Here is a 19,725-nt window from a genome sequence, read left to right as displayed (position 1 = left end):
TACAGTTACGTAAAGACTTTTTTGTTTTTGAGTTAGTCACAATATACTTTTAACAATTAAAAGCAATATTTATTTTCATTAATAACCTTGTTGGCAATTATGTTTCTTAATTCAATTATGTTTGGCATGTTAACGTATTTAATATAACGTTTTAAGCCCATTAACATCATACGTTGCTCATCACCACTAGAAAATGAAATTATTGAATGCTTACCTGCAGTTTCAATAACATCAATAGCATGGAAAAGGTTAAGTTTGGCCATAGCTATTTGCTCTTTTACATTGTCTTCGCCTTCTTTTTTAGCCATTTTTTCGGCACGTAAAATAGCCGATTCTGCTAAGTAAATTTGAATCAATATATCTGAAGAAGCTAACATTAATTGTTGTTGCTCTTCAATTTTTTCACCATATTTTTCAAGTGCAGCACCAGCTACCATTAAAAATAACTTTTTTAAGTTTTTGATGATACTTTTTTCTTCTGAAAATAATTCTGAAAAATCAGGTGTATCAAAAGAAGGAATACCCATTAATTCATCTTTTACAGCCATAGCAGGTGTTAACACGTCAACATGGCCTTTCATGGCTTTTTTAATAAGCATACCAACACTTAACATACGGTTAATTTCATTGGTGCCTTCATAAATTCTAGCAATACGCGCATCTCTCCAAGCAGATTCCATTGGGGTTTCTTCAGAAAAGCCCATACCACCTAAAATTTGAATACCTTCATCTGTACAATTTTGTACAAATTCTGAAACCGAAACTTTTAAAATTGAACATTCAATAGCATATTCTTCAACACCTTTTAATTCTGCTTCCTGGTGTGTGTCTTTACCATTGTTTCTTCTTAGTTCAATACGGTCTTCAATTTTTTTAGCAGCTCTGTAACTTGCGGCTTCTCCTACCCAACAGTTAGTGGCCATTTCAGCTATTTTTTGACGAATAGCACCAAAACTTGAAATTGGCGTTTTAAACTGAATACGCTCATTGGCATATTTAATAGACTCTGTAATAGTTCTGCGTTGTGCATCTAAACAAGCGGCAGCTAATTTTATTCTACCAACGTTTAATGCATTCATAGCAATTTTAAAGCCATTGCCTCTGGTTGATAGCATGTTTTCTGCGGGTACAACTGTATCATTAAAAAATACCTGACGTGTAGAAGAAGCACGAATACCAAGTTTATGCTCTTCTTCACCCATAGTTATACCGTTTGGGTTTTCTGGGTCATATTCTACTATAAATCCGGTAATGTATTTATCGTCTTCAATTCTAGCAAAAACAATCATTAAATTACAGAAACCAGCGTTTGAAATCCACATTTTTTGTCCTGTAATTTTATAGCTTTTTCCATCTTCAGAAAGTACTGCTTTTGTTTTGCCAGAGTTGGCATCACTACCAGCACTAGGTTCAGTTAAACAGTAAGAGCCAAACCACTCGCCACTTGCTAATTTAGGTACGTATTTTTGTTTTTGCTCTTCGGTTCCGTAAAGTGTAATTGGCATTGTGCCAATACCTGTGTGTGCTCCAAAAGCGGTACTAAAAGATCCTGTTGCTCCTGAAATATAATCGCACACCAACATGGTATCTACAAAGCCCATGCCCATACCGCCATATTCGGCAGGTACAGCAACGCTTAAAAACCCAAGTTCACCTGCTTTACGCATGCAAGATTCGGTTAAAGCATAGTCTTTCTTTTCAAATTGTGCTTTTTTAGACCAAATTTCTCTATCAACAAATTCGGTTACAGCCTCTTTCATCATTAGCTGGTCTTCATTAAAATCTTCAGGTGTAAATACATCTTCACAATTAGTTTCTTTTACAAGAAATTGTCCACCTCTTAATATATCTTTTTCTTCCATTTTTTATAGTAGATTTTATAAATCAGTTTATACTTAGTTTATGTTGTGTTTTTTACTTAAGAAATTCAAAAATGCCACAAGCCCCTTGTCCGGTTCCAACACACATGGTTACTGCGCCGTATTTACCTTTCATATCTCGTTTACGCATTTCGTCAAATAGTTGTACTGATAGTTTAGCACCTGTACAGCCTAGTGGATGGCCAAGGGCTATGGCGCCACCGTTAACGTTAATAATGTCTGGGTTTAAACCTAATTCTCTAATAACAGCTATAGATTGAGATGCAAAAGCTTCGTTTAATTCAATTAATTCTAAATCGTTTTGTTTTAAACCTGCTAATTTTAAAGCTTTAGGAATTGCTTTAACGGGGCCAATACCCATAATGCGAGGTTCTACGCCGGCTGCGGCATAATTAACCATTCTTGCAATAGGTTCAAGATTTAATTCTTTCACCATATCTTCGCTCATAACCATTACAAAAGCTGCGCCATCACTCATTTGTGATGAGTTACCCGCTGTTACACTACCGCCTTGAGCAAAAACAGGGCGTAATTTTCCTAAAACTTCAATACTTGTACCTTTTCTTGGGCCTTCATCTTTATTTACAGTATAGGTTTTGGTAGCCTTTTTTCCGTTTTCATCAATATAGGTTTGTTCAACTTCAATAGGCACAATTTGGTCTTGAAACCTGTCTTCAGCTTGAGCTTTTAATGCTTTCATGTGTGAGTTGTATGCAAACTCATCTTGATCTTGACGTGATACTTTAAATTGATTAGCTACAGCTTCGGCAGTATTTCCCATGCCCCAATAATAATCTTCGTGTCCGGCTTTTACAACGTCATAATTAAGTTCAGGTTTAAAACCTGTCATTGGTACTGCACTCATGCTTTCTGCACCACCGGCAATAATACAATCGGCCATTCCAGATTGTATTTTAGCTGTTGCAATGGCAATGGTTTCAACGCCTGAAGAGCAAAACCTATTTACGGTAACCCCAGGTACATCAACACTGTTTAATCCCATTAAAGAAATTAAACGCGCCATGTTTAATCCTTGAGAACCTTCGGGCATTGCGTTACCAACAATAACATCATCAATTCTTGATTTGTCTAACTGCGGAAGTTCATTCATCATATGCTGAATGGTTTCGGCAGCAAGTTCATCGGTTCTTTTGAACCTAAACAAACCTTTAGGAGCTTTACCTACGGCTGTTCTGTATGCTTTTACTATATATGCTGTTTTCATTTTTTCTTAGTTTCTTAAAGGTTTTCCTGTTTTAAGCATGTGCTGAATACGTTCTAATGTTTTGCGTTCTGTACATAAGCTTAAAAAAGCTTCTCTTTCTAAATCTAACAAGTATTGCTCTGTAACTAGGGTTGGCTCAGATAAATCACCACCTGCCATTACATAAGCTAGTTTGTTAGCTATTTTTTGATCATGTTCACTAATGTAATTTGAAGCTTCCATAGAATCTGTTCCAACTAAAAACATACCTAAAGCTTGTTTACCAAGTACTTTTACATCTTTACGTTTAATAGGTTGTGTGTAGCCTGCATTAGCCATTAATTTGGCGTGTGCTTTTGCTGTAGCAATTTGGCGGTCTTTATTAACAACAACTACATCTTTTCCTTTTTGAAGAATTCCTAAATCAAAAGCTTCATAAGCAGATGTGGAAACTTTTGCCATACCAATTGTTAAAAAGTGTTCTTGAAGTACATTTAATTCTACATCACCTTTACTAAAGGAATCTGAAGCACGAAGAGCCATTTCTTTAGAGCCGCCACCTCCAGGAATTACGCCAACTCCAAATTCAACTAAACCAATGTAACTTTCGGCTGCAGCCACTACTTTATCGGCATGCAATGATAATTCACAACCACCACCAAGCGTCATGCCGTGAGGCGCAGATATTGTTGGAATGGCTGAGTAGCGCATGCGCATCATGGTATCTTGAAAATACTTTATGGCGCCGTTTAATTCATCATATTCCTGTTCAACAGCCATCATAAAAATCATACCAATATTAGCACCTACTGAAAAATTAGCACCTTGGTTGCCTATTACTAAGCCTTCAAAATCTTTTTCAGCTAAATCAATGGCTTTGTTTAACCCTGTTAAAACATCGCCACCAATGGTATTCATTTTGCTTTGGAATTCGCAGTTTAAAATACCATCGCCTAAATCTTCAATTACAACTCCAGAGTTTTTAAATACTTCATTTGATTTACGGATGTTGTCTAATATTATGAAAGCATCTTGTCCTGGTTTTTTTACTTGTTTTTTTGAAGTAATATCGTAGAAATATGTTGCACCGTTTTGTACTGTGTAAAATGATTTACAACCAGAGGCTATCATATCATTTACCCAAGCAGCAGATGTAACACCTTCGGCTTTCATAATTTCTAAACCTTTTTCAACGCCAATGGCGTCCCAGATTTGAAATGGGCCATGTTCCCAGCCAAAACCGGCTTTCATGGCATCATCTATTTTATATAATTCATTGGTAATTTCGGGGATTCTGTTTGATACATAGGCAAACATAGCTGCAAAGTTTTTTCTGTAAAATTCGCCTGCTTTATCTTTACCTGATACTAATATTTTAAATCTATCGATTACTTTTTCAATCGATTTAGTAAGTTCTAAAGTTGAAAATTTTGCTCTTTTTTTAGAACGATATTCTAAGGTGTTTAAGTCTAATGATAAAATATCGCTTTTACCATTTTCTCCTTTAACTTTTTTGTAGAAACCTTGTCCTGTTTTGCTTCCTAACCATTTGTTTTCCATCATGGTGTTTATGAAATCTGGAAGTTTAAAAAGCTCATGCGCTTCATCATTAGGGCAATTATCATAAATGCCGTTTGCAACATGCACAAGGGTGTCTAAGCCAACAACATCAACAGTTCTAAAGGTTGCCGATTTTGGCCTGCCAATTACAGGGCCAGTAAGTTTATCAACTTCTTCAATGGTTAAATCTAATGCTTTTACTTGGTGAAATAGTGATTGAATACCAAAAATACCAATACGGTTTCCAATAAAAGCAGGTGTGTCTTTAGCAACTACCGATGTTTTTCCTAAATACTGTTCGCCATAATTATTTAAGAAATCTAAAACAGATTGACTGGTTTTGGGTCCAGGAATAATTTCAAAAAGTTTTAAATATCTAGCTGGGTTGAAAAAGTGTGTGCCACAGAAGTGCTTTTGAAAATCGTCACTACGGCCTTCGCTCATAAATTTTATAGGAATACCCGATGTGTTTGAGGTAATTAAAGTACCTGGTTTGCGGTGTTTTTCAAGGTTTTCAAATACTTTTTTCTTGATGTCTAAACGTTCAACAACTACCTCAATAATCCAATCTACATCGTTTACTTTTGCTATGTCATCTTCTAAATTACCTGTTGTAATTCTATTGGCAAATTTTTGATGATAAATTGGTGATGGTTTAGATTTTAAGGCCTTCGTTAATGCATCATTTACAAGCCTGTTTCTAACAGTTTTGTGTTCTAAAGTTAAACCTTTAGCTTTTTCAGTGTCATTTAGTTCTCTTGGTACAATGTCTAGTAGTAATACTTCAACACCAATATTGGCAAAATGGCATGCAATACCGCTACCCATAATACCAGAACCAATAACTGCAACTTTTTTAATAATTCGTTTGCTCATTCTTGTTTAGTCTAATTACGTTTTAGTGTAAATTTTTTTGTTTGAAACCATATCTAAAATTAATTCTGCAACTTCATAAAAGTTGTTTAGTTTATCTTTATCAATACACTCTTTTATAGTATTGTTAAAGGTTAAAACGCGGTCTTTTGAATACGTTCTTTTTTCTTTACCAAAGTCTGTTAGGTGAATTAATACACCTCTGCCATCATCTGGGTTTGGGTGTCTTTCAATTAGCCCTTTTTTTTCCATTGTTTTAAGTATTCTTGAGAGGCTTGTGGCTTCCATTCCCATTTTAGGACCTAAAGCGGTTGATGGTGTGCCATTTTCTGGGTCTATACTTAACAATGTAAATCCTGTTGCCATTGTACTATCAAACTTTGCGGCTTCTTCGTTGTACATTTTTTGAACAGTTAGCCATGTTGTTCTTAGTACATAATCAATTGTTTTATCCCTCATGGTTAGTTCTTATATTCCAAATATATAAAAAAATACTATGCATGCATAATATTTTTTTAAATTACCTTATAAAATAAAAAATGCTTTACTGTTTTGTAAAGCATTTAGTTGTTATATTTAATTGTTTGATTATGTATTATTTAAGTATTAACTATGTGTTAGCCTCTATAAATTTTTTCAATTAAATTTTTATATTTTTCTTTAATGGCTTTACGTTTCATTTTCATGGTTGGGGTAAGTAAGCCATCATCAATAGTCCAAACATCGGGTGTAATTTCAAACTTTTTTATTTGTTCCCATTTACCAAATTTTGTGTTGGCTTGGTCAATTTCTTCTTGAATACGTTCTTTTAGTTGCAGGTTTTCAATTAGGTTTTGGTTTGATATATTATGACGACGCGCCCATTCTTCAACAAATTCAAAATTTATTTGAATAAGGGCTGCTGGCATTTTTTCGCCTTCACCTATAACCATAATTTGTTCTATAAAGCGAGACTGTTTAAACTCATTTTCTAATAGGGCAGGTATTACGTATTTACCGCCAGAGGTTTTAAACATATCTTTTTTACGGTCTGTTATTTTTAAGAAATTGTCATTGCTTAACTCACCAATGTCTCCGGTGTGGAAATAACCGTTTGAAATAACTTGAGCTGTACGTTCTGGGTCTTTATAATAGCCCATCATTACATTGTTGCCTTTTACTAAAATTTCGCCATCATCGGCAATTTTAACTTCAACATTATCAATAACTCTTCCAACGGTACCTATTTTTATACCTTTATTAAAAGGACAGTTAACAGATATTACGGGTGATGTTTCGGTAAGGCCATAACCTTCTAGAATTGGCATTTCGGCAGCCGAAAAAATTCTAATTAATCGTGGTTGTAAAGCAGCACTACCAGATACTAATGTACCAAGGTTACCACCTAAGCCTTCTTTCCATTTGCTAAAAATAAGTTTGCGGGCAATTTTAAGTTTAAATTCGTACCACCACCCGTTGGCGCCGTATGGTTCAAATTTTAAGCCTAAATCTACAGCCCAAAAAAACAGGGCTTTTTTAATGCCAGTTAGTTCAGCGCCTTTTGCAATAATTTTATCGTAAACTTTTTCATAAAGCCTAGGAACGGCAGTCATTACATTTGGTTTAATTTCTTTTAAATTATCGCTAATGGCTTCAATGCTTTCAGCAAAATAAATTTCAATACCACAATATTGATATAGATATAGTATCATGCGCTCAAAAACATGGCATACGGGTAAAAAGCTCAGTGCTTTTGCTTTACCGTTTTCCATGGGTACGCGAGGTGAACTATCAATAACATTTGAAACCAAGTTTTTATGAGATAGCATAACACCTTTTGGAGTTCCGGTGGTACCCGATGTGTAAATTAAAGTGGCTAAATCGTCACTTTTAACGTTGCTTTTTCTGGTTTCAACATCAGTTTGGTTGCTATCATCTTCACCTAAATTTAAAACCTCTTTCCAGTTGTTTTCACCTGCAATGTCATCAAAAGTATAAACAGCTTTAAGTTTAGTGTTGCCTTTAACTGGGTTTAATTTTTCTAAAACCGATACATCAGATACAAAACAATAAGTGGCTTCAGAGTGTGAAAGTACATATTCATATTCTTCTTTAGAAATAGTTGGGTAAATAGGCACATTTTGGGCGCCAATTTGTAAAACAGCCATGTCTAAAATATTCCACTCAGTTCTGTTGGTGGTAGAAATAACGGCAATTTTATCATTGGGTTGTACGCCTAACCTTAGTAAACCTCTACTTAATTTATTGTATTGGTTTATATACTCTTGGGTAGATATGCTTTCCCATTTTCCGTTGTATTTAGAAGTGAATGCTTTTTCTAAATTGAAATTCTCTAATTGGTAGTGAGGAAAATCAAAAATTCTATTAATCTCTTTCATCTTTTTTCAATGTGGTGCACCAAAATATGAAAATAAATAAAAATTACAATAGTTGTTTTAATAATAATGTGTTAAAGTACGTGATTTTGTATTATTAAAATAGGAGTAAAGAGGCTTTAATTTTAATAAAATGATAATTTAATAGGTTGTTTTGTTAGGATTATGATAATTAATGTGTTTATGACAAATGTCATCTAAATGCTTAATATTCAGTCATAAATTTGAACTTGTTAAATACTAGTTACTCATTTTAAAAAGAAATATTATGGAAGTTAAAGCATTTAGAGCGGGTGTTTGGAATGATAAAATTGATGTTAGAAATTTTGTTACAAACAATATTACATCATATTATGGAGATGCCACTTTTTTAGTTGGTCCTACACAACGCACAAAAAAACTTTGGGACATTTGTTTAGAAGCCGCCAAAGAGGAAAGACAAAATAACGGCGTTAGAGCTGTTGATACAGAAACAATTTCTGGTGTAAATAACTTTGAAGCGGGTTACATAGATAAAGAAAACGAAGTAATTGTTGGTTTACAAACCGATATGCTTTTAAAACGGGCCATGAAACCATTTGGAGGTTTTAAAGTAGTGCAAAAAGCACTAAGTGAACATGGTTTAGTAGCTAGTGATACCGTGTCTGAATTATTTAGTAAATACGTAAAATCTCATAACGATGGTGTTTTTGCAGCTTACAATGCCGAAATAAGAAAATTTCGTTCAAACGGACTTTTAACTGGTTTACCTGATAATTATGCCCGAGGTAGAATTATTGGAGACTACCGTCGTGTGGCGCTTTACGGTATTGATGCTTTAATTGAAGCTAAAAAAATCGATTTAAAAGCAATTAAAGGCCCTATGACTGATGCTGTTATTCGTCTTCGAGAAGAAGTGTCAGACCAAATTAAGGCTCTAAAAGACATGATAGAAATGGGTGCAAAATATAACCTAGATTTATCGCGTCCTGCTGAAAATGCACGTGAAGCTGTACAATGGACCTACATGGCTTACCTTGCAGCAGTTAAAGAGCAAGATGGAGCAGCCATGTCTTTAGGTAATGTTTCTACATTTTTAGATATTTATATTGAAAACGATTTACAAGAAGGTATAATTACTGAAAACGAAGCCCAAGAATACATAGACCAGTTTGTAATGAAACTACGTATGGTACGCCACTTGCGTATGGCGGCTTATGATGAAATTTTTGCTGGCGACCCTACTTGGGTAACCGAAGCTATTGGCGGTATGTTTGAAGATGGTCGCACCAAAGTAACCAAAACATCATTCCGTTTTCTAAACACACTTTACAATTTAGGACCTTCACCAGAACCAAATATTACCATTCTTTGGTCTAGTAATTTGCCAGAAAACTTTAAAAAATTCTGTGCTAAAGTAGCAATTGATACATCATCAATTCAATTTGAAAATGATGATATGATGCGTACTTTAAGAGGCTCTGATGATTATGGTATTGCATGCTGCGTATCATACCAAGCTTTAGGTAAACAAATTCAGTTTTTTGGAGCACGTACTAATTTAGCTAAAACATTATTATTAGCTATAAATGGCGGACGTTGTGAAAACTCTGGAACACAAATGGTTGAAGGTATAGCACCTTGTAACTGTGAGTATTTAGATTTTGATAAAGTAATGGCTAACTTTAAAATAGCCATGAAAGAAGTTGCACGTGTGTACAATGATTCTATGAATATTATTCACTACATGCACGATAAATATTATTATGAAAAAGCACAAATGGCTTTAATTGATACAAATCCAGATATTAATATTGCATACGGTATTGCTGGTTTATCAATTGTGGCAGATTCATTATCGGCTATTAAATACGCAAAAGTAAAACCTATTAGAAATGAAGAAGGTTTAACGGTAGATTTTAAAATTGAAGGCGATTTCCCTAAATACGGAAATGATGATGATAGAGTAGATGTATTTGCTCATGATGCAGTAAGAGATTTTAATAACGAGCTAAAACAGTTGTCTGTTTATAAAAATGCAGAACCAACACTATCTGTACTAACCATAACATCAAACGTGGTGTATGGTAAAAAAACAGGCGCTACACCAGATGGTAGAGCTAAAGGTGTACCATTTGCACCAGGTGCCAACCCAATGCATGGGCGAGATTCTAACGGAGCCATAGCATCATTAAACTCTGTAGCTAAAATAGATTATGAAGATTCTCAAGACGGTATTTCAAATACCTTCTCTATAGTACCAAAATCATTAGGTGCTTCACAAGAAGATAGAATAGACAATTTAACCGCTATGTTAGATGGTTATTTTGAAAAAAATGCGCAACATTTAAATGTTAACGTGCTTAATAAAGAAACACTAATGGATGCCATGGAAAACCCAGAAGCATATCCGCAACTAACAATACGTGTTTCAGGCTATGCTGTAAATTTTATAAGATTAACTAAAGAACAGCAGTTAGAAGTTATTACAAGATCGTTCCACGAATCTATGTAGTTTTTAGAATTAGTCAAAAACAAGAACTTCCGAAGGTGAAAATACCCATCGGAAGTTCTCATAAAAGCACATGTTATTAAAACTTTAGAAAACACATTAAGAGTTCATTCTGTAGAATCTTTTGGTACTCATGATGGCCCTGGTATTCGTATGGTTGTATTTTTACAAGGCTGCAAATTAAAATGTTTGTATTGCCATAATCCAGATACTATTGATACGCACGGCGGTACAGAAATGCCCATTCAAGATTTAGTAAAACGCGCAGTTAACATGAAACCTTATTTTGGAAAAGAGGGTGGTGTAACAGTGTCGGGTGGAGAACCACTTCTTCAGTCTAAAGAATTAATTCATTTTTTTCAGCGGTTAAAAGAAGAAGGAATTCATACAAATATTGATACTAATGGTAGGGTGTTAAATCATTTTACAGAACAGTTGTTAGATGATTATGCAGACTTGGTAATGCTAGATATTAAGCACATGCATGAAGATGGCTATCAAATGATTACAGGTCAAAAAAATAACACAACAACCTTTAATTTTGCTAAGCATAGAGAGGCTTCCGGTAAACCCATGTGGTTGCGCTATGTGTTAATTCCAGAATTAACAAACACCCCAGAACTGTTGCATGCAATGGGTAAGCATTTTAAAGATTATAAAACCATAGAAAAAATTGAGTTACAGCCATATCATAAACTCGGTATTCATAAATGGGAAAAGTTAGGGTGGCAATATCAATTGCACGATGCTAGAGAGAATACAGAGGCCGAAATTGAAAGCGCTACAAATATTTTACAACTTTATTTCAAAGAGGTAAAAGTGAATTAAACAGTATGTAATATGAAATCATACAAAGAATTACATAAACCAGCATCAGAATTTGAAACCAGGTCTGAGTATTTAGATCATGAGTTACAAATTATGAAACCCAAGCGTTATAGAATAAATTTACCGGGTAGAGATTTTAGATTTGAATTTGAAGATTTAGTACCCGCATTAGCTGGAACTTTAGGTATAATTGCCATGTATTCATCAGTTATGATGGCTTGGGCCAAAGGATTAACCGAAGCTTGGGATCATGTAACTTTAGGTAAAGAATTTGCCATAGAAGTTTCTAGAGTAGAAATGCTTATTCCTGCTTTGTTGTTTGTTGTTTTGGCATCAGGTTTCATTAACCCAAGGGCTAATTTAGCAGGAAACCACGGGCCCATGATACCGTTAATTGCAAGTATTGCTTTAGCAGGTGCTCACCCGTTAGCATTAGCCATTTTAATAGGTGTGTTAGGGTTGTTGCTAAGCGTTTTTAAAGGCGGCTCTCGTCTTGTTAATTTAACAAGTAAAGGGGTAGCAGGTGGTTTATTAATATTTTTAGGCTTTACAGGTGCATTAAGTCAAATACAAACCATGCAGGCATGGGGTATGGGTTTAGAGTCTTCAACAGTTCAAGCCGGCTCCATGGGCTTTTTAGGGTTAGTAATTTTAGGGGTAACAGTATTTTTATATAGTTATTTAGCTCGAATAGATAAACGTTGGTTAGCTATTCCTGCATGTGCCATTACAGCATTAGTAATTGCTTTAATTGGTGGTGCTAGTTTTGATTTGCAATTTACAACACAAATGGGTTTGCCTAATCTTAATCCAGTTCATTGGTGGGGCAGTACAGAAGAAGGTTGGATGCTTGGGTTGCCAAACACACAACATTTCATTGCCTCTTTACCATTTGCAATTTTGGCAGTGGCTATGTGGTCTCCAGATTTTTTAGGACATAGAATTTTTCAGGAAATGAATTACCCTAAAAAAACAGAAAAGGTTTTAATGGATGTTGATGATACCATGACAATGTGTTCCATACGCCAAATGGTGGGTACTGCTGTTGGTGGTGGTAACATAACATCTTCATGGGGTACGTATATGATACCCGCAGCTATTGCAAAAAGACCCATTCCTGGTGGTGCTATTCTATTAGGGTTAATGGTTATAGCTGTGGCTATATTAGGTAGCCCAATGGATGTAGCTGTATGGCCACCAGTAAGATGCATAGCTTTGTTGGTAGGTGTATTTTTGCCAATGATTGAAGCGGGTATACAAATGGTAAAACGAAGTGCCTGTGCTCAAGCTGCAGGTATTTGTGTTTTTACTGCTATGGTAACAAACCCAGTATTGGCATGGGCTTTAGCTATGTTTTTAGATAATAATGGTTTAATAGGCGATAAGGATAGAGCTAAAAGTTTATCAATTGTAGATAAGTTAGTAATACCTTTAAGTATTTTAATTGTTTGTATTTCAGCAATTTTAACGGTAGGTATGTTAAAGGGTACTTATGGTATACAGGCTCTATTATAAAATAAATATTTGAAGTTTGTTTAATTCAAACTTCTAAAACTTCCATTTTTTCTTTTTTTATTGAAAACCCCGAAGCTATAAATTTTAAGCTCCGGGGTTTTTGTTTTTTCTTTATATTCTGAAATTAATAAAAATGTTTTTTGTTTTTTCAGAAAGAAAGTAGGCTTATTGTTTTTCAATCCAAAGTCTAGCATTCACAAAGGCTTCTAACCAAGGAGACACTTCATCTTTACGTCCATTTGGGTAATTAGCCCAGTTCCATTGGAATGTTGAGCGCTCAATATGCGGCATAGTTACCAAATGACGGCCTGTTTTATCAGTCATCATAGCGGTGTTAAAATCGGAGCCATTTGGATTGTGCGGATAGCCTTCATAACCATATTTTGCCACAATGTGATATTGGTCTTCAGAATAAGGTAAATTAAATTTTCCTTCACCATGCGAAATCCAAACACCTAAAGTACTGCCCGCTAAAGTTGATAGCATCACAGAATTATTCTCTTGTATTTTAACTGAAGTAAAAGAACTTTCGTGTTTATGAGAATTGTTATGAACCATTTTTCCATGAACCTCGTGTTCTGGGTTTATGAGGTCTAATTCCATCCATAATTGGCATCCATTACAAATTCCAACAGAAAGTGTATCTTCTCTTTCAAAGAAGTTTTTAATAACTTCATTTGCTTTTTCGTTATACTTAATGGCTCCTGCCCAACCTTTTGCAGAGCCTAAAACATCAGAGTTTGAGAAACCTCCAACAGCACCTAAAAACTGAATATCTTCTAAAGTTTCACGGCCCGAAATTAAATCGGTCATGTGTACATCTTTTACATCAAAACCAGCTAAATACATAGCGTTTGCCATTTCGCGTTCAGAGTTACTCCCTTTTTCACGAAGTATAGCTGCTTTAGGTCTAGAATTTTGGTTATTTAGTTCAGGAAGTTTTCCTGTAAAGTGTTTTGGAAATTCAAACTGTAATGGTTGGTTTTTGTAATTATCAAAACGATCTTTTGCTAAACCGTTTGCTGTTTGTTTTTGGTCTAGTAAAAACGATGTTTTATACCACATATCACGCAAACGCGAAATAGTCATAGTAAAAACATCAGTACCATTAATAATGCTTAAAACATCAGCATCAGTAACGCTTCCTATGTTGAAAAATTCAATATTTGCTTCAGCTAAAACTGTTTCAATAGAAGCATCGGCAGCTTGAATAACCAATCCTGCATTTTCAGCAAATAATAATTTAAACGAATCATTTTCAGCTAAAACAGATAAATCTAATTCGGCACCTAAATTATTATCAGCAAAACATAATTCAAGAAGTGTCGTTATTAATCCACCCGAAGCTACATCGTGCCCTGCAACAATTTTTTCATCTAAAATTAATTGTTGAATGGTATTAAATACTGTTTTTACATAATGGGCACTTTTTACTGTTGGCGCTTCATTTCCAATTTTATTTACAATTTGTGCAAACGAGCTACCACCTAATTTAAAATTGTCTTGTGATAAGTTGATGTAATAAATATCACCAGCATTTTTTTGTAAAACAGGTTCAACTATTTTGGTAATATCCGTACAGTTTGCACCAGCCGAAATAATGACTGTTCCCGGAGAAATTACTTCTTCGTTAGCATATTTTTGCTTCATAGATAGTGAATCTTTTCCTGTTGGAACATTCACACCTAAATCTATTGCAAATTCTGATACTGCTTGAACAGCTTCATACAAACGCGCATCTTCGCCTTCGTTTTTACAAGGCCACATCCAGTTTGCAGAAAGCGACACATTTTTTAAACCGTCTTTTAAAGGCGCCCAAATAATGTTGGTTAAGGCTTCGGTAATAGAATTTTTACTACCAGCAACCGGATCTATTAACCCAGAAATAGGCGAGTGCCCAATAGATGTAGCAATACCTTCTTTTCCTTTAAAATCTAGAGCCATGACGCCTACGTTGTTTAGTGGTATTTGTAATGGGCCCACACATTGTTGTTTGGCTACTTTACCACCAACGCAGCGGTCTACTTTATTTGTTAACCAATCTTTACAAGCTACGGCTTCTAGTTGTAAAAGTTGATCTAAATAATCGTAAAATTTATCTTTATTGTAAGCTACATCGGTATAATTTCGTGTAACCGTATTGTCTGTCATTATTGTTTTTGGCGAGCTCCCAAACATGTCTTCCATAGCTAAATCCATAGGTTTGTTGCCTTTGGTTTTAGATTGGAATGTGAATCTATGATCACCTGTAACGGTACCAACGGTGTACATTGGCGAACGTTCTCTATCAGCAATTTTTTGTAAGGTTTCCAAATGCTTTTCAGCAATCACCAATCCCATACGCTCTTGAGACTCGTTACCAATAATTTCTTTATCAGATAATGTTGGGTCTCCAACAGGTAATTCATCTAAATCTATATGCCCGCCAGTATCTTCAACCAATTCACTTAAACAGTTTAAGTGGCCACCAGCACCATGATCGTGAATAGAAACAATAAAATTTTCGTCACTTTCTACCATGCCACGAACTGCATTTGCAGCACGTTTTTGCATTTCTGGGTTAGATCGTTGTACAGCATTAAGCTCAATGCCAGATTCAAATTCACCGGTGTCAGCACTAGAAACTGCTGCGCCGCCCATACCAATACGGTAGTTTTCACCACCAAGAATAACAACTTTGTCGTCTTTTTTTGGAGTGTCTTTAAGGGCTTGATCTGCTTTACCATAACCAATACCACCAGCAAGCATAATTACTTTGTCAAACCCAAGTTTGCGTGCTTCCTCTTCATGTTCAAACGTTAATACCGAACCTGTAATAAGTGGTTGCCCGAATTTGTTACCAAAATCTGAAGCACCATTACTGGCTTTTATTAAAATATCCATTGGCGTTTGGTATAACCAATTGCGCTCTTTAACGGCTTGTTCCCAAGGACGATTTTCTTCTAAACGGGAATAAGAGGTCATGTAAACCGCAGTTCCAGCTAAGGGAAGTGAGCCTTTTCCGCCAGCTAAACGGTCGCGAATTTCACCACCCGAACCTGTTGCTGCACCATTAAAAGGCTCTACGGTAGTTGGGAAATTGTGCGTTTCAGCCTTTATTGATATTACCGAATCAAAATCTTTAGTTTCATAAAAATCAGGCACATCGGCACGTTTTGGTGCAAATTGTTCCACTTTTGGGCCTTTTATAAACGCTACGTTATCTTTATAGGCAGAAACAATATCGTTAGGGTTTGCCTCCGATGTTTTTCTAATTAATTTAAATAACGATGTTGGTTTTTCTTCACCATCAATAACAAACGTACCGTTAAATATTTTGTGGCGACAGTGCTCACTGTTTACTTGTGAAAAACCAAAAACTTCAGAATCTGTTAGCGGTCTTCCAATTTTTTTAGAAACATCTTGTAAATATGCCACTTCTTCATCACTTAAAGATAAACCTTCTTGTTGGTTATAAGCGGCAATATCTTCAATGTTCAAAATAGGTTCTGGTTGAATATTTATTGTGAATGATTCTTGGTTTAACCCCTTAAATTTCTCAGAAATCATAGGGTCATAGCCTTTAAAATCTTCAGTAACAGTAGTGAATTCTTCAATGCGAATAATGCCTTCAATACCCATATTTTGGGTTATTTCAACAGCATTTGTACTCCAAGGTGTTATCATAGCTGCACGCGGGCCAACAAAAAAAGCATCAATTGATGCTTGCTCTATTTTAGGCTGGTTGCCAAATAACCATGTTAATTTTGAAATAGTTTCTGCAGTAAATTCTTTTGTTGCTTGAACAGCAAAAACTTTACTGTTTTGGTTTCCGAAGAAATGAATCATTTGTAGTGTATTACGATTGCTTTTAAAAATGCAAAAATACATTTTTTTAGCTATTCATAACCTCTTTTTTTTAGAAACACAATTTGATTATTAACAAAAGTTTTAACAAAAACACAAAGGTTTATTCAATAATTAGTTTTTTAGTTGATGCGTTTAAACCATCAAAAAGTTGCAAAATATAAATACCAGCATGTAATTTTTTAAGCTGTATTTTATTGTGTTTTGGGTTTACATTGTTTGAAACTATTAGAGTTCCCATTACATTGAAAACATTTACTGTAATGTTTGTTGAGGTTTCAATATTTAAATAAGAGCCCATTTTAATAGGGTTTGGGTGAATTTTTACGTTGTTTAATTGTGTTTTTTTTGTGCTTAAACTTGGGTGGCATGTCCATGATACATCATCTATTCTAACTCTGTTTGATGATGATTGATTTTCTAAAACCACCGTAACATTTCCTGAAATATTAATGTTAGAAATTGTGGTAGTTGTTGACGAATTTTTGTTGTAAGGAATATTTCCAACAGCGTTTCCATTTACAAGTAATGTGAAATTTCCTGACGAATCTGAGCTAAATGTAGATTGCATAGTAACGGTTAAGTTACCAATACCACCAGATATTGTTGGAGATGTTAATGATCCATTTCTAATGCAAATACTTCGGTTGTTTAAATTTTGATCTGTTCTGGCGTCTGTAGCTGTCCAAGTACCACCATCATTACCAGCCCATGTTCTTGTAGTGTAGTTTGAAGCATTGGCAGGAATGTTTTCAAAAGTTTCATTAATACAGTTATTACCATTATTATTACTGCCACTTGCTAATGTTGTTTGGTTAACAATATTGCTTAGTGTAGATGTGTTATTGGCAGCATCTTTAGCTAAAACAGCAAAACTGTATAAGGTTTCTGGAGCTAAGCCTGTTACAATGTATGAGGTTGAAGAACTATTTGTAGATGCATAAAAATTGTTGTTAACATATACGTTATAGGTTGTAACTGCTAGATTATCGGAAGAAGCCGTCCAGTTTAAGTTAACCGTTGTGGCTGTAGGGTTTGAAGCTGTTAAATTTGTTGGGGTAGTGGGCGCTTCATTATCTGGAGTTGTTGGGTTTTCCCAACGGTTCTCGGCAGGTGTGCCACCCCAAATTATGGTAGCTAAATATGGGTTATCTATAAACGGATTTCGGTTGCCTTGGGCGTATGTGTTACTTGTTTTACTGTGGTATGTATTTCGGTTATCTTCAAAAGCAGAAACAGGGTCTTGGGCATTCCATTCTAATAATAAATCAATCATATTGGTGTCTATATTATTTGTTGCACCAATTGTAACATTTGAAGGTAAACACCGTGAACCATAGCGTAAGTACATATACATCATCATTCGTGCAACATCACCTTTCCATTCATCTCCAGGGTACCAACCTCCTGAAGTACTACCTGCAAAACCAGAACCGTCAATGTATTTTTTGTTTCCTCTGTTTGCATTCATTTGCACATCAGAAGGACGTAAATGATGGGCATCGGCACCAGGGCCTACTGTACCTAGATTTGGATTTCCTAAAGATTTTGGATAGGTGTGTTCTCTATTCCAATCTCCAGAGTTACCACCGTTACTGTTCTTGCTGCGAGAGCGATGTACTGTGGTGCTACCGCTATCATTGTAGCCGTAAATGAGTAGAACATTATTACTATTGTTTGGGTCTTCATCTGTAAATTTACTGGCTTCCCAAATTCCAGGAGTGTAACTTAAAAAGTTGGTGTGTTTACTAGAGGTTTTGTTAGCTAAATCATTAAATAAATTTAAACCTGTTTTGTTAAAATCTACACCGTTATAATAGCTTTGTAAGTTTGCAGGCGGTGTAACTTGCGTGTAACCCAAAAAGGTGGTTACAAACAACAGTAGGTGTATGTGTTTCATTTTATTACGTTAGTGCTTTTCTAAAAGCGCCATGTAAAACCCATCATATCCAAACTTGTGGGCTAGCACTTTTTTGTCGTTTACAAAGGTAAACGCTTTACCTGCTTCTGATGTTAAAAAATCATTAACTTGATTTTCGTTTTCAGAAGGTAAAACAGAGCAGGTAGCATACACTAATTTTCCGCCAGATTTAACCATTTTAGAGTATTGTTGTAAAATATCTTGTTGAATACTTCTAATTTGATCTAAAAATTGCGGTTCTAATTTCCATTTTGAGTCTGGGTTTCTACGTAAAACACCTAAACCAGAACATGGGGCATCAATTAAAACACGATCGGCTTTATTATATAGTTTTTTTATAGGTTTTGTAGAGTCTATAACCTTTAAATCAATGTTATGTACACCATTGCGTCTGGCTCTAATTTTTAATTTTTTTAATTTACTTTCGTAAATGTCCATAGCAATAATTTGCCCTTTATTTTCCATTAAAGAGGCCATGTGCAATGTTTTGCCACCGGCTCCTGCACAGGTGTCAACTACTTTCATGCCTGGTTTTACATCAAGCATTTCGGCAACTAATTGAGATGAGGCATCTTGCACTTCAAACAATCCTTTTTTAAAAGCATCAGTAACAAAAACATTGGCGCGCTCTTTAAGTTTTAAAGCCAATGGGTAGCCTTTAATGAATTCGGTTTCAATACCTTGGTCAAACAATATGTTTTGTAATTGCTCCTTAGTAGTTTTTAAAATGTTGGTGCGTAAAATAACATCGGCTTGTTTGTTTTGTATTGCAAGCTCTTTGGTCCAGGTGTCTTCACCAAGTTCTTTAGCGCCAATTTCGTCAATCCAATCTGGTACAGATTCTCTAAATTTTCTAATTTTTGAGAGTTCATCAAATTTGCCTTTTATTTTTCTAGTTGGTGTGTTTGTAAAATATTTCCAATCGGGTAATTTAATGCCTTTCAGTGTTGCCCAAACTGCAAATAAACGCCATAGATTGTCTCGGTTAAAAGGTTCTTTAACTTCAGCAATTTCTGCATACAAGCGTTTCCACCTAACAATATCATAGGTTGTTTCTGCCACAAAAGCGCGGTCTCTGCTGCCCCAGCGTTTATCTCTTTTTAAGAGGGCTTGTATAACCTTATCGGCATATTCATCTTCATTAAATATTTGGTGTAAGCCATCAATAACGGCAAAGCATAAATTTCGGTGTAATCGCATTGTATATAAATAAGGATGCAAAGTTACACTAA

At 35.1% G+C, this 19,725-nt stretch carries 11 protein-coding genes; 3 read left to right on the top strand and 8 right to left on the bottom strand.

The window, feature by feature from the left end; all coding sequences use genetic code 11:
• Window positions 1-56 precede the first annotated feature (56 nt).
• From ACYX4H_RS01860 to ACYX4H_RS01840, 5 genes are all read right to left on the bottom strand, one after another.
• Window positions 57-1,862, bottom strand: a complete 1,806-nt coding sequence (locus ACYX4H_RS01860) for an acyl-CoA dehydrogenase family protein (RefSeq protein ID WP_475295484.1) — start codon at window positions 1,860-1,862, stop codon at window positions 57-59.
• Between the two features lie 52 nt (window positions 1,863-1,914).
• Window positions 1,915-3,105 (bottom strand): acetyl-CoA C-acyltransferase, encoded by a 1,191-nt coding sequence (locus ACYX4H_RS01855; protein ID WP_475295483.1) that lies wholly within the window; start codon window positions 3,103-3,105, stop codon window positions 1,915-1,917.
• 6 nt (window positions 3,106-3,111) lie between these two features.
• Window positions 3,112-5,520 carry a 3-hydroxyacyl-CoA dehydrogenase NAD-binding domain-containing protein gene (locus ACYX4H_RS01850; protein ID WP_476237517.1) on the bottom strand — a complete coding sequence of 803 codons (2,409 nt, stop codon included), beginning with the start codon at window positions 5,518-5,520 and terminating at the stop codon, window positions 3,112-3,114.
• Between the two features lie 15 nt (window positions 5,521-5,535).
• Window positions 5,536-5,976, bottom strand: a complete 441-nt coding sequence (locus ACYX4H_RS01845; RefSeq protein WP_475295481.1) for a MarR family winged helix-turn-helix transcriptional regulator — start codon at window positions 5,974-5,976, stop codon at window positions 5,536-5,538.
• 158 nt (window positions 5,977-6,134) lie between these two features.
• Window positions 6,135-7,895 carry an AMP-dependent synthetase/ligase gene (locus tag ACYX4H_RS01840; protein WP_476237516.1) on the bottom strand — a complete coding sequence of 587 codons (1,761 nt, stop codon included), beginning with the start codon at window positions 7,893-7,895 and terminating at the stop codon, window positions 6,135-6,137.
• Between the two features lie 265 nt (window positions 7,896-8,160).
• On the opposite strand from ACYX4H_RS01840, the gene pflB reads away from it, so the two are divergent.
• From pflB to ACYX4H_RS01825, 3 genes are read left to right on the top strand one after another with little or no spacing between them, the layout of a single operon-like run.
• Window positions 8,161-10,386 carry a formate C-acetyltransferase gene (pflB, locus tag ACYX4H_RS01835; RefSeq protein WP_476237515.1) on the top strand — a complete coding sequence of 742 codons (2,226 nt, stop codon included), beginning with the start codon at window positions 8,161-8,163 and terminating at the stop codon, window positions 10,384-10,386.
• A 60-nt stretch (window positions 10,387-10,446) separates the two neighbouring features.
• The gene (gene pflA, locus ACYX4H_RS01830) at window positions 10,447-11,211 is read left to right on the top strand and encodes a pyruvate formate-lyase-activating protein (RefSeq protein ID WP_476238625.1); all 765 of its coding nucleotides are present in this window, start codon (window positions 10,447-10,449) and stop codon (window positions 11,209-11,211) included.
• 12 nt (window positions 11,212-11,223) lie between these two features.
• The gene (locus ACYX4H_RS01825; protein ID WP_476237514.1) at window positions 11,224-12,726 is read left to right on the top strand and encodes a DUF3360 family protein; all 1,503 of its coding nucleotides are present in this window, start codon (window positions 11,224-11,226) and stop codon (window positions 12,724-12,726) included.
• 165 nt (window positions 12,727-12,891) lie between these two features.
• Here the strand turns inward: ACYX4H_RS01825 and purL are convergent, their stop codons facing one another.
• The 3 genes from purL to ACYX4H_RS01810 all read right to left on the bottom strand — a co-directional run bounded on the left by purL (window position 12,892) and on the right by ACYX4H_RS01810 (window position 19,693).
• Window positions 12,892-16,554 (bottom strand): phosphoribosylformylglycinamidine synthase, encoded by a 3,663-nt coding sequence (gene purL, locus ACYX4H_RS01820; RefSeq protein WP_476238624.1) that lies wholly within the window; start codon window positions 16,552-16,554, stop codon window positions 12,892-12,894.
• Window positions 16,555-16,675: 121 nt separating this feature from the next.
• Window positions 16,676-18,472 (bottom strand): endonuclease, encoded by a 1,797-nt coding sequence (locus tag ACYX4H_RS01815; RefSeq protein ID WP_476237513.1) that lies wholly within the window; start codon window positions 18,470-18,472, stop codon window positions 16,676-16,678.
• A gap of 9 nt (window positions 18,473-18,481) precedes the next feature.
• The gene (locus ACYX4H_RS01810) at window positions 18,482-19,693 is read right to left on the bottom strand and encodes an RsmB/NOP family class I SAM-dependent RNA methyltransferase (protein WP_476238623.1); all 1,212 of its coding nucleotides are present in this window, start codon (window positions 19,691-19,693) and stop codon (window positions 18,482-18,484) included.
• Window positions 19,694-19,725 lie beyond the last annotated feature (32 nt).

This window comes from Seonamhaeicola sp. ABD4_340, assembly GCF_056312135.1.
The sequence above is the reverse complement of the archived record's forward strand: the minus strand, read 5'-3'. Positions and strand labels throughout refer to the sequence as shown.

Bases quoted from the DNA above. Each gene is read 5' to 3' on its own strand.
- ACYX4H_RS01855 (WP_475295483.1), bottom strand. From the start codon at position 3,105: ATGAAAACAGCATATATAGTAAAAGCATACAGAACAGCCGTAGGTAAA.
- ACYX4H_RS01850 (WP_476237517.1), bottom strand. From the start codon at position 5,520: ATGAGCAAACGAATTATTAAAAAAGTTGCAGTTATTGGTTCTGGTATT.
- ACYX4H_RS01815 (WP_476237513.1), bottom strand. From the start codon at position 18,472: ATGAAACACATACACCTACTGTTGTTTGTAACCACCTTTTTGGGTTAC.
- ACYX4H_RS01860 (WP_475295484.1), bottom strand. From the start codon at position 1,862: ATGGAAGAAAAAGATATATTAAGAGGTGGACAATTTCTTGTAAAAGAA.
- ACYX4H_RS01810 (WP_476238623.1), bottom strand. From the start codon at position 19,693: ATGCGATTACACCGAAATTTATGCTTTGCCGTTATTGATGGCTTACAC.
- ACYX4H_RS01845 (WP_475295481.1), bottom strand. From the start codon at position 5,976: ATGAGGGATAAAACAATTGATTATGTACTAAGAACAACATGGCTAACT.
- purL (WP_476238624.1), bottom strand. From the start codon at position 16,554: ATGATTCATTTCTTCGGAAACCAAAACAGTAAAGTTTTTGCTGTTCAA.
- ACYX4H_RS01840 (WP_476237516.1), bottom strand. From the start codon at position 7,895: ATGAAAGAGATTAATAGAATTTTTGATTTTCCTCACTACCAATTAGAG.
- ACYX4H_RS01825 (WP_476237514.1), top strand. From the start codon at position 11,224: ATGAAATCATACAAAGAATTACATAAACCAGCATCAGAATTTGAAACC.
- pflB (WP_476237515.1), top strand. From the start codon at position 8,161: ATGGAAGTTAAAGCATTTAGAGCGGGTGTTTGGAATGATAAAATTGAT.